This is a genomic window from Nocardia sp. NPDC019219, from assembly GCF_040632645.1.
Lineage (GTDB): Bacteria > Actinomycetota > Actinomycetes > Mycobacteriales > Mycobacteriaceae > Nocardia > Nocardia sputorum.
Map to the genome: position 1 here is coordinate 264435 of NZ_JBEYCG010000005.1, position 12499 is coordinate 276933.

At 69.3% G+C, this 12499-nt stretch carries 11 protein-coding genes; 3 read left to right on the forward strand and 8 right to left on the reverse strand.

All coding sequences use genetic code 11. The features are described 5' to 3' along the window. Positions 1-6: 6 nt before the first annotated feature. Complete coding sequence (locus ABZ552_RS12730; RefSeq protein ID WP_281880452.1) at positions 7-1047, reverse strand: zinc-binding dehydrogenase; 1041 nt, start codon at positions 1045-1047, stop codon at positions 7-9. A 54-nt stretch (positions 1048-1101) separates the two neighbouring features. On the opposite strand from ABZ552_RS12730, the gene ABZ552_RS12735 reads away from it, so the two are divergent. Continuing rightward, the gene (locus tag ABZ552_RS12735; RefSeq protein WP_281880450.1) at positions 1102-1890 is read left to right on the forward strand and encodes a helix-turn-helix transcriptional regulator; all 789 of its coding nucleotides are present in this window, start codon (positions 1102-1104) and stop codon (positions 1888-1890) included. Between the two features lie 59 nt (positions 1891-1949). Here the strand turns inward: ABZ552_RS12735 and ABZ552_RS12740 are convergent, their stop codons facing one another. Next, positions 1950-2576 carry a TetR/AcrR family transcriptional regulator gene (locus tag ABZ552_RS12740; protein WP_281918577.1) on the reverse strand — a complete coding sequence of 209 codons (627 nt, stop codon included), beginning with the start codon at positions 2574-2576 and terminating at the stop codon, positions 1950-1952. 100 nt (positions 2577-2676) lie between these two features. On the opposite strand from ABZ552_RS12740, the gene ABZ552_RS12745 reads away from it, so the two are divergent. Next, the gene (locus ABZ552_RS12745) at positions 2677-3330 is read left to right on the forward strand and encodes a CatB-related O-acetyltransferase (protein ID WP_281918576.1); all 654 of its coding nucleotides are present in this window, start codon (positions 2677-2679) and stop codon (positions 3328-3330) included. Between the two features lie 43 nt (positions 3331-3373). Next, positions 3374-4570, forward strand: a complete 1197-nt coding sequence (locus ABZ552_RS12750; RefSeq protein ID WP_281918575.1) for a macrolide family glycosyltransferase — start codon at positions 3374-3376, stop codon at positions 4568-4570. Positions 4571-4660: 90 nt separating this feature from the next. On the opposite strand, the gene ABZ552_RS12755 is transcribed toward ABZ552_RS12750, so the two are convergent. The 6 genes from ABZ552_RS12755 to ABZ552_RS12780 all read right to left on the reverse strand — a co-directional run bounded on the left by ABZ552_RS12755 (position 4661) and on the right by ABZ552_RS12780 (position 12498). After that, complete coding sequence (locus ABZ552_RS12755; protein WP_281880442.1) at positions 4661-6010, reverse strand: cytochrome P450; 1350 nt, start codon at positions 6008-6010, stop codon at positions 4661-4663. Between the two features lie 11 nt (positions 6011-6021). Further along, the gene (locus ABZ552_RS12760) at positions 6022-7299 is read right to left on the reverse strand and encodes an NAD(P)-binding domain-containing protein (protein ID WP_281880441.1); all 1278 of its coding nucleotides are present in this window, start codon (positions 7297-7299) and stop codon (positions 6022-6024) included. A gap of 259 nt (positions 7300-7558) precedes the next feature. Continuing rightward, positions 7559-9127, reverse strand: coding sequence for a glycosyltransferase family 87 protein (locus ABZ552_RS12765; RefSeq protein WP_281880440.1), 1569 nt, complete (start codon positions 9125-9127; stop codon positions 7559-7561). A gap of 54 nt (positions 9128-9181) precedes the next feature. Further along, positions 9182-10360 (reverse strand): nucleotide disphospho-sugar-binding domain-containing protein, encoded by a 1179-nt coding sequence (locus ABZ552_RS12770; protein WP_281880438.1) that lies wholly within the window; start codon positions 10358-10360, stop codon positions 9182-9184. A 4-nt stretch (positions 10361-10364) separates the two neighbouring features. Beyond that, positions 10365-11549, reverse strand: coding sequence for a class I SAM-dependent methyltransferase (locus ABZ552_RS12775; protein ID WP_281880437.1), 1185 nt, complete (start codon positions 11547-11549; stop codon positions 10365-10367). A 1-nt stretch (position 11550) separates the two neighbouring features. Continuing rightward, positions 11551-12498 (reverse strand): GDP-mannose 4,6-dehydratase, encoded by a 948-nt coding sequence (locus ABZ552_RS12780; protein WP_281880435.1) that lies wholly within the window; start codon positions 12496-12498, stop codon positions 11551-11553. Position 12499: the final 1 nt, after the last annotated feature.

The following is a 12499-nucleotide window of genomic DNA, read 5'->3' on the forward strand; positions in this document are numbered from 1 at the left end:
GAGTGCTCAGGGCGCCACGACGACCTTTCCGGTGGCTCGGTTGTCATCCATGTACCGGTGGGCGGCGACGATGTCGTCCAGAGCGAAAACGCGGTCGAGGTTGGGTCGATAGACACCGGCCTCGACGGCGTGGATCACCCGCTGCAGCACGGTGGCGCCCGCGCTGCCCTTGATGGTGTCGCTGTGGAAGGCCGTGAGCTTCGTCCCGGATGGGATCATCGCTATCGGTTCGAAGTCCGAGATCAGCCACCCACTCAGCGAACCGGCCACGCACACCGTCCCGCCGCGGCGGACCAGGCGCAACGAGTCCGTCGCCGTGCGAGCCCCGACGAGATCCAGCACGTAGTCCGGACCCTCGGGCCAGACCGCGTGCACGCTCGCCGCGAGCGATCCATCGTCGTCGAGCAACACGTGGTCGACACCGGCCGCGGCCACCGTGTCGATCTTGCCGTGCCGCCGAGTCGTGGCCGCGATCTCGATGCCACACCCGGAGGCGATCGACGCGGCCGCCATCCCCACCGACGAGGTCACGCCACGGATCAGCAACCGCCCCCGGGCATCCGGCGCGACCCCCAGCGCATCCAGTGCGCCCTGCGCGGTCAGGTATGTCTCGGGTAGCGCGGCCAGCACCGCCCACGGCAACGTGGTGGTGACCGGCATCAGCAGCGAATTCGGCAACAACGCGTACTCGGCGTAGCCGCCGTCGAATGCCCGGCCCATCTCACCCATCACCGCCGCGACGGTCGCGCCGACCGGCAACGAGGGGTCGGTGGAGGCTGCCACGATTCCCACGCATTCGATCCCGAGCACACGGGGGAACCGCACGTTCGGGGAATGCCCTTGACGGGTTCGCAGCTCCGAGCGGTTCAAGCCCGCGCCCTGCACCCGCACCAGGCTCCAGCCCTCGCGCACCGCCGGTACCGGCAGCTCACGGATCTCGAGCACCTCCGGGCCGCCCGCCCGCAGGCAGACCGCCGCCCGCATCGTCGTACTCGTCGCGTACCGCATCGCGTCGGCAGCGCCGTCTGATCGAAGAACATCACGCATGCGTCCACTGTCGCCGCAAGACCGTGCGGCCGACCACCGATAGAATGCCAACTCATGCCCGTTGGCCGCCAACTTCCCCGGCCCGGTCCGGCATCCCGGCTGATGCCGTCGGCAGGGGTGCATCTGTGGCCTTCGGGGGGAACGATTTCGGCGCATTCGCATGCCCGTGGACATCTGGTGTACGCGGCCCGTGGCGTCCTGTCCGTGCACACCGAACGGGGCACATCGATCGTTCCCGCCAATCGCATCGCCTGGACTCCCGCCGAGTTCACGCACTATCACCGCGCGCACGGCGACACCGATATGCGGATCGTCTTCCTGACCCCCTCCCTGGCCCGGCTCGTACCGGGCCATCCCGCCGTGTTCCTGGCCTCCGACCTCGCCCGGGAAATTCTGCTCACCCTCACCGGCCCCCGCGAGCACGACCGCGCCGCACGCGCTCGCCTGCATCGCGTCCTCGTCGATGAACTCCAGGAAGCACACGAGCAGCCACTCGTGCTGCCGCAACCCCGCGACGACCGACTGCGAGCCGTCGCGCGGATGCTCTACGACAACCCCGCCGACAACACGCCACTGGCCGAGATCGGGCGCGCGATCGGAGCCAGTGCCCGCACCCTCAGCCGCCTGTTCCACCACGAGCTCGGCATGACCTTCTACGAGTGGCGCACCCAGCTACGCATCTACCACGCACTGGTGTTGCTCGCCGACGGCCACGACACCACCCGCGTAGCGCACGCCTGCGGCTGGGCCAACCCCAGCAGCTTCACCGCAGCGTTCACCCAGATCGTCGGCACCACCCCGGGCCGCTACCGCACCGGTCACCGCCACCGCGCCGCCCCATGACCGGTCGGCGCATCTGGGCCCTGTTCCCGTAGAGCGACGGCGAACGACATGGCGCGCCGTCACACGCTCCCTTCCCGGCGGACGCAGAAGGCACCTGCGGCAGCCGCCAGGACCGCTGCCTGCGCGGCCCGTTCCGGGAGTTGCGGGTCCGGATCGGCACGCAGAAGCACGATCTCGTGGTAGAGCGGCGCCGTGGCGGCGATCAGCAGGCTCCGCGCGTCCGTGTGCTGTGCGGGGAGTTCACCGCGCTCGATGGCGCGCTCGACGAGGATCTCGCACTGGGCGTACCGGTCCGTCCACAGCCGCGTCTGGGCCCGCGCGGCCTGTTCGGAATGGAACGAGGCGGCCATCAAGGCGACAGCGAGCGACGGTTGTACGACGAGGGATTCCCGAATCTCCTGGTTGAGGGCCGTCAGATCGCCACGCAGCGAGCCGGTGTCCGGCGGCTGCCAGTCGATTTCGCCGGCGGCGTCGATGACGTCCACGAGCAGGCCGCCGACATCGCGCCAACGCCGATAGACCGTGGCGCGGTGTACTCCGGCCCGCGTCGCGACACCCTCCATCGTGAGTCGTTCGTGACCGCCTTCGGCGAGTTCGGCGCGCACCGCATCGAGAACCTGGGCGCGGATGCGGGCGGTGCGACCGCCCGGACGGCGGTCGGTCGTCGTGTCCCATGAGTCTGTCATCGGCAATCAGTATCCGGTTGATCAAGGCGGCATGGCTGTGCCAGCATCTTAATGCGACAGATGTCGCTCTAGGATCCAGTGGAGAGGAACCGCCTTCGCGATGCCGCCCGTTCCCGCCGACCCCACCGTGCTGCACCCGATGCCCGAGCACCCGCGCGTGGTCCTGCTCCGGCCGTTGGTGAAGTCGCCGCTGATCGAGGTCGGCGACTTCTCCTACTACGATGATCCCGACGACCCGACCGCGTTCGAGACGCGCAACGTCCTGTACCACTACGGTCCCGAGCGGCTCGTCATCGGCAAATACTGCGCGCTGGGGACAGGCACCCGGTTCATCATGAACGGCGCCAACCACCGCATGGACGGCCCTTCCACCTTTCCGTTCCCCACCATGGGTGGCTCCTGGGCAGAGCACTTCGATCTGATCACCGACCTGCCCGGTCGGGGGGACACGGTCGTCGGCAACGACGTGTGGTTCGGCCACGGCGTCACGGTCATGCCCGGTGTACGCATCGGGTACGGCGCGATCGTCGCCGCCGGCGCCGTGGTCACCGGCGACGTCCCCGACTACGGCATCGTCGGGGGCAACCCCGCCCGGCTCATCCGCACCCGTTACGACGCCGCGGACATCGCCCGGCTCGTCGCCCTGGCGTGGTGGGACTGGCCTTTGCAGCACATCACCAGGCACATACGGACGATCATGTCGGGAACCGTCGCCGACATGGAGGCCGCCGCCGCTGAGATCGACCGGCCCTGACAACGAGCCCGCACCCGTCCCGCGCCAGAAACGAGTGTCACCCATGTCCCCTCGCCGCGCCCATATCGCGATGGTCGGCATCCCCATCGTCAGCCATGTCCTGCCCAGCCTCGCGCTCATCCGCGAGCTGGTCGCGCGCGGGCACCGGGTCACCTACGCCAACGACCCGTTCGTGGCCGACCGGATCGAGTCCACCGGCGCGGAACTGGTCGCGTGCACCTCCACGCTGCCCGTCGCGGACAACGACTGGCCCACCGATCCCATCGCCGCGGCGGCCCTCTTCCTCGACGACGCCGTGCAGGCGCTGCCGCAACTGCGCGCCGCCTACGACGACGATCCGGCCGACCTGTACCTCTACGACATCGGCGCCTACGCCGCGCGCGCCCTCGCTGAAGCGCAGGGCCGTCCCCTCGTGCAGCTGTCCCCGACGTTCGTCGGCTGGGACGGCTACCAGGAGGAAGTCGCGGCGCATCTGCGGAAGCTGCCGGGCGCCGACACATACCGGGACAGGTTCGGGCGGTGGCTCGCCGACTGCGGGGCGGCCACCACGGACGTGGACACGTTCTCCGGCCCGCCCGCCCGGGCCATCGCCCTCATCCCGCGCGCGATGCAGCCGCACGCCGATCGAGTCGACACCGGCACGGTGACCTTCGTCGGCCCCTGCTTCGACAGCCGAGCGGACACCGGCGGCGGGACCCGTCCGGCGGCCGCAGATTATGTGCTGCTGATCTCGCTCGGTTCGGCGTACACCCGCCGACCGGCGTTGTACCGCCAGTGCATCGCCGCCTTCGGGGACCTGCCCGGCTGGCATGTCGTACTCCAGATCGGCAAGTACACCGGCCCGGAGGAACTCGGCGCCATTCCGCCCAACGTCGAGGTGCGCTCCTGGGTCCCGCAGCGGGCGATCCTGGAACAGGCCGACGCCTTCGTCACCCACGCCGGCATGGGCGGCTGCGGCGAAGGGCTCCACGCCGGCGTCCCCATGATCGCCGTGCCGCAGGGTGCCGAGCAGTTCATGAACGCCGACCGGCTCGTGGAACTCGGCGTCGCCCGCCGCGTGGACACCGCCGACGCGACCGCCGAGACCCTCCGCGCGGCGCTGAACGACCTGGTCACGGATTCGGAACGGATCGGCCGATCCAAGCAGTTGCAGGCCGCGGTCCGGGCCGAGGGCGGCACGCCGCGCGCCGCTGACCTCATCGAGGACATCCTGTCCGCCGCCGGAGGCCCCGAGCTGTGAGCACTGCGGCTTTCCTCGCCAGCTGGCGCCGACGTCATTCGAGGACCTGTAGCTGCGGGACAAGCGCGGGAACTCCGTCCAGCGGCACCGTCAGGTCGTCGCGGGTTCGGTGACGCGGCGGACCGGGCGGATGCGGATGCCGAACTCCGGGCGCAGGTTCACCGACGCCAGCGGCACCACCGGGTGGGTGGCGTCGAGTTCGAGCCGGAACCGCTGCACCGTCATGGCGAGGATCAGCACCATTTCCGTCATGGACATGTCCTTGCCCAGGCAGATGCGCGGGCCGCCGGAAAACGGGAAGAACGCGAACTTGTGCCGCTCGGCCACCGCGGCGTCGGCGAAACGCTCGGGACGGAATTCCTCCGGGTCCTCCCACAGCCGCTTGTCGCGGTGGATGTAGTACATGCACAACGTGACTCGCGCGCCCGCCGGCACGTGGTAGCCGCCGATCTCGTCATCGGCGATGGGCGTGCGCTCGACGATCCACGCGGGCGGGTACAGCCGCATCGTCTCCTCGATCACCATGCGGCAATAGCTCAGCTGTCCCAGATCCGCGAAGGACGGGGTGCGGTCGCCGAGTACGGTCCGCACCTCCTCGGCCAGTTTCTCCTGGATCTCGGGATGGGTGGCCAGCAGGTAGCAGGCCCACGACAGCGCGTTGGCCGGGGACTCGTGCCCGGCCACGAGCAAGGTCTTGATCTCGTTGAGCAGGTCCTCCTCGCGCATGCCCTGCCCACCTTCGTCGCGGGCGCGCACCAGCGCGGTGAGCACATCGGTGGTGTCGCCGCCGCGGCGGCGTTCATCGATGAGATGGCGCACCACCTCGTCGAGTTCGCCCACCTTGCGCGCGACCCGGCGCGCCTCCGGGGTCGGGAACGACTGCGGCAGTTTCACCGGCGCGTTCACCCGCTTCATGATAAACGCGAACGCCGCGCGCATCGCGTCGGTCACCTGGGTGGTGCCGGTGGACAGGTCGATGCTGAACAGGATGCGGCCGGTCACCGCGAGCAGCAGCTTGACGAAGTCGTCGTAGATGTCGCGGAACTGCCCGGACGCGGCGTCCCAGTCGTCGAGCATCGCCGCGGCGCTGTCGGTGATGTCGTCGGCGAAACCCTTGACGTGCGAGTGGGAGAACGCCGGGGAGATGAGTTTGCGCTGTTTACGCCAGTACTCCAGGTTGTTGGTGGTCAGCTGCCCGTCGCCGAGCAGGATGCTGAACTCGTCGTAGATCGGGCTCTTGCGGTAGTTGGTGTAGTTGTCCTTGAGGACGTACTCGGTCATCGCCGGGTCCGCGACGAGGTAGACCAGCATCGGGCCCGCCTTGACCCGCACGACGTCGCCGTAGCCGTCCAGCAGCGCGCCCACCGTAGTCAGCGGGTTCTTCGCCAGTTTCGGGAGCATGCGTCCGGTTTCCACCAGACCGGGCCCGGGTGCTTTCATGGTCCGACCTTTCACTTCAAGAGCTTGGAGTGCTTGCGCAGCTGGTTCACGTAGTCCTGTTTCTCCACCACCAGCGGGTACTGGTCGGCGTGATAGAGCCGCAGCCCGGCATACAGGTCGGGCTGGGGGCCCCGGGCGGCGCGATCGAAACGCTCGACCCGGCGGGGATCGCTCGCCTTGGCGCGCAGGTACTCGGCGACCAGTCCGGCTTGTTTCTCGTAGACGTCCCAGTGCGAGCCGATCGGGCGCACCATCCCGACCACGAAAAGGTTCCGAGGGTGCGGCGGGAAGATGTTCAGATACAAGCCCGGTCGCAAGCTGCCCTCCGGCCAGTTCAGCTCGGCCCGGTCGACGACGGGATAGTTCGGCACGAACCCCGTCGCCAGCACCACCAGGTCGACCTTCTCCTCGGTGCCGTCGGCGAAGGTCACCCGGTCGTCGTCGATCGCGGTGACATCCGGTTTGGGCGTGATGTCGCCGTGGGTGTAGTGATGGTGCAGCTGGTCGCCGAGCATCGGGATGACGATGCCCGCACCGAAATCGGGCACCGGAAGCCCGAACGAGCGGGAGCGGCCGCGCAGGTAGGAGAACAGCCGCTCGAAGGCCCGCTTGCGCAGCGGCCGCCACATCCGGCCTTGGAGCATGCTGTCGGTCGGGCGGCCCAGCATGTACTTGGGCATGCAATAGAACCCGCGCCTGCTGCTGTGCAGGGTCAGCGCGGCATTGACCGCGCAGTCGGACAGGATGTCGGCCGCCGACTGCCCGGCCCCGATCACCAGCACCCGCTTGCCGAGCACCTGTTCGGGCGTGCGGTACTCGCTCGAATGCAGCACGGGCACCGTGCCCGAGCCGGGGATGTCGACGCGACGCGGCGTACGGTCGTGCCCGGTGGCGATGACGACACCCGCGTAGCGTCGCTCCGACCCGTCGGCCAGCGTCACCGACCAGCCGTCCGCGCCCGGCTCGACGCGTCGCACCGCGGTGTTCAACCGGATACGCGGCCACAGATCGAAGGCGTCGGCGTAGGAGTGCAGATAGCGCAGCACCAGTTCGTGCCCGGGATAGTCGGGATAGTCCTCGGGCATCGGAAAACCCGAGAACGCTTGCACCCCTTTGGAAGCGATCACGTGGGTATTGCGGCTGACCGGTGAATCGGGCCGTCGGGCGTCCCAGATCCCGCCGATTCCGTCGGCCGCTTCTAGCACCTCGAAATCCAAACCCGCCGCGGCGAACTCGCGTGCGGTGGCCAAACCGGCCGCGCCCGCGCCGATCACGCAATAGGTGCTCATCTGTCCCCTCTCCGCTGCCCGCTGGCCTGACCGCTCATGCTGTGTTCGATTTCGGCATGTGCGGGGCCTTGCGTGGTTACGCTTCGCTGCCGCCTCCGGGCCTGACCGCTCATGCTGTGTCTGTTGTCGGCATGTGCGGGGCCCTGCGTGGTTACGCTGCGCTGCCGCCTCCGGGCCTGACCGCTCATGCTGTGTTCGATTTCGGCATGTGCGGGGCCTTGCGTGGTTACGCTGCGCTGCCGCCTCCAGGCCTGACCGCTCATGCCGCGCCGACCCGTTCGGTTCGGGGAGTGTCTTCCTGCGGCGGCGCGGGTTCCGGCTCGGTGCCCGCGCTCGCCCGCCAGGCCACAACGAAGCAGGCGACGTAGATGACCGTTTGCGCCACGAGCGTGAAGTAGACGTTCTCGTTGTAGACCGCGATGATCAGCCAGGCCACGGTGAGCAGGGCGACGGTGCGTTTGCCGCCGCGCATCAGCCCGGCGTACACCGCCAGCATCCACACCGCGCCGACGGCGATGTACACCCACGGCCCGAACGGGGCGCGGAACGACGCCAGCGTCAGCACCGCCAGCCAGATGGCCAGCTGCTCCGCGCGAACCCGAGGGCCCTCGGCCCCGGCGGACAGCCGCCGGTGGATGCGGATCGCCGTGACGGCCACCAGAATCAGCAGCAGCAAGGTGTAGACGTTGGTGATCACGCGGGCGGGGCCGACGGGGTCGCCGATGTCCCAGCCCATGATGTTCGCTTTGTACGGCAGCCCGAACGGCGAATAGTTGACCAGCTGGTTGGCCCGTTCCACCAGCACGAACTGGTGGAATTCCCCGCTGGCCAGCCGCTGCCAGGTGCCGTCGGACAGGAACTGCCGCCACGGCTCCCAGCCGAAGATCGCCAGCGTGGCCAGCGAATACAGCCCACCGAACACCGCGGTCCACACCGCGGGCCGCCACCGTCGCTGGACCAGCAGATAGACGAGCAGGATCGCCGGGGACACCTTGGCGATGATCGCAAATGCAAGCGCCGCGCCGCCGAAGATGTTGCGCCGCAGCTGGAACAGGACCATGGCCCCCGCGCCACCGACGTACAGCACCAGCACGTGGATATTGCCGATCTGCAAGGTCGCAAGCGTCGGCAGGCTGAGCCACACGACCGGGGTCAGCGCCGCCAGCACTCCGCCCTGCCTGCCGCCGATCCAGCGGGCGATGGCGAACATGGCCACCAGCACGATCGCCACGTACAGCGAGTAGTACAGCGCGCGCAGCGTCGCGAAATCGTGGCTGAACAGCAGCAGCAACCGCGGCAGCAGCAGGAACGGCGGCGGGTAGAGGTAGGCGTCGCGATCCTGCGGGGTCACCGCGGGCAGCACCGAATCCGCCTGGGGCGATTCGTAGCGGTGACGGTCGTAGAGACCGGCCGGGTCGTGTTCGGCCATGAGCGCGCCGCTGACGTATCCGGACAGGTGGGTCTTCTTGACCAGGAAGTCGTCGTCGGCCGACAGCGAGGCGTCCACGTTGTCGGCGTCGAGGATGAACTGCGTCAGCCGGGCCAGCACCGCGACCACGAGCAGGATCACCACGCTCCACAGCACCCGCACCACGATCGGTTTGCCGCGCATCACCTGCCGCCACTCCTCGGGCACGGTCGGCACGAACAGCACGAACAACACCGCCGCGCACGCGATACCGAGCACCGCGGTCACCGGCCCCGGTAGGCCGGTGAGCGAGAGCGCGATCATCACGACGGGGACGAGAATGCCGACGACGAACACCGCGTACATCGCGGCGAAGTAGTCGAGTGAACCCCGGAACCGGGTCCATGTCCTGGATATCATCTGCACCTACGGCTTTCGGTTCCCGCGTCGCCCGGTTCGGGCCGCGCGGACGGTCTATCTGGTCGCTGCTGCGGTGTGCTCGGCCAGCAGCGGAACGACCTGCGCCACCACCTCGCCCGGGGCGGGTGCGGCACGCAGGTCGGCGCCGATCTGCTCGGCGGCGGCGCGGTAGCGGGGTTCGCGCAGCAGCGCGCGGATCGAGGCGGTCAGCGCTTGGATGTCGCCTTGACCGGTGGGCGTCTCGGCGGCCAGCCCGGCCCCGCTGCGCACCAGGCCGCGGGCGTAGTCGAACTGGTCGAACATCTGGGGCAGCACCAGTTGCGGCAACCCGAACCACCCCGCGGTGAGGCCGGTGGTCGAGCCACCGTGGTGCACCAGCAGATCGCAGCCGGGCAGGAACAGGTTCAGCGGAACCTCTTCCACGACCCGCACATGGCCGGGCAATTCACCGACCGTGGCCCGGTCGGGCGCCGACAGCGCGACGACCACCTCGGCGTCGTCGATGTCGCCGAGCGCCGCGAGCACCGACTCCAGTGGCCGCGGCCCGGTCAGGCCCAGCGTGCTGCCGCCCATACAGACCGCGATCCGCTTGCGGCCCCGCTCGGCGCGGTGCCACGTCGGCAACGCGCCGGTGCCGTTGAACGGTACGTAACCCAGCGGCGTGCCCGGCACGGCGTCGGGCGCCTGCAACCTCGGCGGGCAGATGTCGAGCACCGCCACCGGATCGGCCAGCCGCGTGCCCGCCTCGGCGGCGAGCGCTGCGGTGCGTTCGGTGAAGGGCCCGCCGGTGGGGTCGATTCCCCAGCGGTGCACCAGGACCGGCAGATCCAGTTCGGCGCCGAGCGCACGGCCGACGGTGGCCAGCGGATCGGTCAGGACGACGTCGGCTTGCCAGTCGGTGGCCACCTCCGCGAACGTCTCGAGGTATCGGCGGGCATGGTTGTGCCAGTTCTGCGCGGCGACCTGCCACAGGCCCTGTCCGCTGGACTGATCGCGGTCGGCGAACAGCGGAAGCGGGAACATGCCCGGATTAACCTGGGTGCGCAACTGGTCCATCGGCACGTTCAGCGCGGTCAGCTCGACGGCGTTGAGGCCGGAGCGCAGCGCCGTGGCCGTCACGTCGTTGCGCGAGGCGACCAGCACTTCGTGGCCGGCCAGCCGCAGCGCCCAGCAGAACGGCACCATCGCCAGCAGGTGACCCGACGAGGGCACCGGCACGACAAGAAACTTCATCCGATCACTCCTTCGGCTTCATCCACTCCATCGGATTGGTGTGCCGAGGCACCCATGATGGAGCCGATTGCTCGGCATTGCGGCGTTTTTCGATCACCACGATGTTGTGGTAGAAGTGCAGCGCCCCGATCCAGTCGTCGAAAGCGCCTGCCACGCGGCCGGATTCCTTCTCGAATTCCTGTTGGTGCAGACCGTCTACCAGGGTTTTCAGGTAGCCGATGGTGGTGGCCGGATCGTTGGTGGCGGTGCTGCTGCCGCCCCAGCCCGACCAGTAGGAGGTCTGGGTGTCCTCCACCACGTACAGCCCGCCCGGCCGCAGGTGCGCGAACAGCGCCTGGAACGAGGCGATGACGTCACCGCTGATGTGACTGCCGTCGTCGATGATGATGTCGAACGGGCCGAGCGAGCTGCCGAGCCCGTCGAGGAACGCCGGATCGCCCTGATCGCCGCGCAGCGGTTGCAAGCGCGGCTCGGCGATGCCGGACTTGTCGAAGAAGTCCAGCCCGAAGATCAGGCCCCGGCGGAAGTACTGCTTCCACATCCGCAGTGAGGCGCCGCCGACATCGGGCGCGGTGTATCCGCCGATGCCCAGTTCGAGGACGCGCACGCGGCTGTCGCGCAGGGGTGCGAAGTGGCGCTCGTAGTGCTGGGTGTACCAGTGCCCGCCCCACTTGTCCGAACCGAAGTGCAGCGACAGCGCGTTGAGGTCGTAGTGGTGCGGGCGGCAGGCGGTGACGATACGGTCGGCGGCGACCGCCGCGGCGTCGCGGGCCAGCCGCCACGGATCGTCCGGGGCGAAACTGCCCGGCCCCGGCTCGTCCTTGATCGCGATGGCGCGCGTGCCGAGCGCGGCGTCGGGCGGGCCGTAGACCGCGCGCAGCAGTTCCACCAGATCCTGCCGCACCACCAGCCACGGATCCTCCAGCGTGCCGGGAGCGACGGCGGGGTCGTCGGCGCCGACGGTGAGCAGGTAGTCCAGCTGCTTGCCCTCGTGGGTCAGCTCGAATACCGCCGTCACCGGTTGTCCGGGCCGGGGTCCGTAGTTCGCACGCCAGGCGATCTCTTTCAGCACCGCGTCGGCGACGGTCTCGGTGCCGATCTCGCCGATCCGCGCGGCGGTCTCCTCGTAGACGCCGTCGGCGACGGAGATCAAGTGGGCGGCGAGGACATTCTCGTCGTTCAAGGTCACGTCATCCATCCGTTCCGCCGGTGCGCACCGGCCTCGATTCCTCCACCAGGCGCACGCCCTCGGCGACGAGCATGGCGCGCACCATGCCGTGGAAATCCACCGAAGGACGCCACCCGGTCCGCTCGCGCAGCCTCGTCGCGTCGCCCGCCAGCGGTTGCCTGCCGCGGGTGAGCACCGAGGAACGTTCGCGGACATGGTCGTTCCAGTCCAGTCCGGCCATGCCGAACGCCGCCGCGCAGAACTGCGCGACCGTGTGGTGTTCGCCGGTGGCGACGACGAAGTCGTCCGGCTCGTCGAGGGCCAGGATCCGTGTCATCGCCTCGACGTAGTCCGGTGCGTATCCCCAGTCGGCGCCCGCGTCCACCTTGCCCACCTCCACCGTGCCGGTCTCGCCGCGCTGGATCCGGGCGACGGCGCGCACGATCTTGCGGGTGACGAACTTCTCCGCGCGCAAGGGCGATTCGTGGTTGAACATGATCCCCGCCGCCGCGAAGACGCCCCGGGCGCGGTAGGCGCGGCAGGTCAGCAGGCCCGCCGCCTTGGTCACGCCGTAGATCGAGTCCGGTCGCAGCCCGCTGCGCTCGTCGCACACCGCGGCGGCGTCGGAGCCGAAGATATGCGACGAGGCCGCGTAGAACAGCCGGGTGCCGGTGCGGTGCCGGTCGATCGCCTCCGCGAAGTGGTGCACCGGCAGCGTGTTCACCCGGTGCGAGGCGCGGGCCAGTTCGCGCGGGTCGCCGTGGTCGTCCTGCGAGGAGTGCTGCACCGCCGCCAGCAGGTACACCTGCGCGGGGCGTTCGGTGGCGATCAGTTCCTCGACCGCGGCCGCGTCGGTGATGTCGACGGGGCCGGCGCGGCCGATCCGCAGCACACGTTCGCCGCGCGCGGCGAGCAGGTCCGACAGCAGCGTGCCGTCCTGCCCGGCCGCGCCCGTGACGACGACGGTCATC

What these genes read in the sequence shown, in the direction of transcription:
- ABZ552_RS12730 (WP_281880452.1), bottom strand. Translation starts at nt 1,047, where the DNA reads ATGCGTGATGTTCTTCGATCAGACGGCGCTGCCGACGCGATGCGGTAC.
- ABZ552_RS12735 (WP_281880450.1), top strand. Translation starts at nt 1,102, where the DNA reads ATGCCCGTTGGCCGCCAACTTCCCCGGCCCGGTCCGGCATCCCGGCTG.
- ABZ552_RS12740 (WP_281918577.1), bottom strand. Translation starts at nt 2,576, where the DNA reads ATGACAGACTCATGGGACACGACGACCGACCGCCGTCCGGGCGGTCGC.
- ABZ552_RS12745 (WP_281918576.1), top strand. Translation starts at nt 2,677, where the DNA reads ATGCCGCCCGTTCCCGCCGACCCCACCGTGCTGCACCCGATGCCCGAG.
- ABZ552_RS12750 (WP_281918575.1), top strand. Translation starts at nt 3,374, where the DNA reads ATGTCCCCTCGCCGCGCCCATATCGCGATGGTCGGCATCCCCATCGTC.
- ABZ552_RS12755 (WP_281880442.1), bottom strand. Translation starts at nt 6,010, where the DNA reads ATGAAAGCACCCGGGCCCGGTCTGGTGGAAACCGGACGCATGCTCCCG.
- ABZ552_RS12760 (WP_281880441.1), bottom strand. Translation starts at nt 7,299, where the DNA reads ATGAGCACCTATTGCGTGATCGGCGCGGGCGCGGCCGGTTTGGCCACC.
- ABZ552_RS12765 (WP_281880440.1), bottom strand. Translation starts at nt 9,127, where the DNA reads ATGATATCCAGGACATGGACCCGGTTCCGGGGTTCACTCGACTACTTC.
- ABZ552_RS12770 (WP_281880438.1), bottom strand. Translation starts at nt 10,360, where the DNA reads ATGAAGTTTCTTGTCGTGCCGGTGCCCTCGTCGGGTCACCTGCTGGCG.
- ABZ552_RS12780 (WP_281880435.1), bottom strand. Translation starts at nt 12,498, where the DNA reads ATGACCGTCGTCGTCACGGGCGCGGCCGGGCAGGACGGCACGCTGCTG.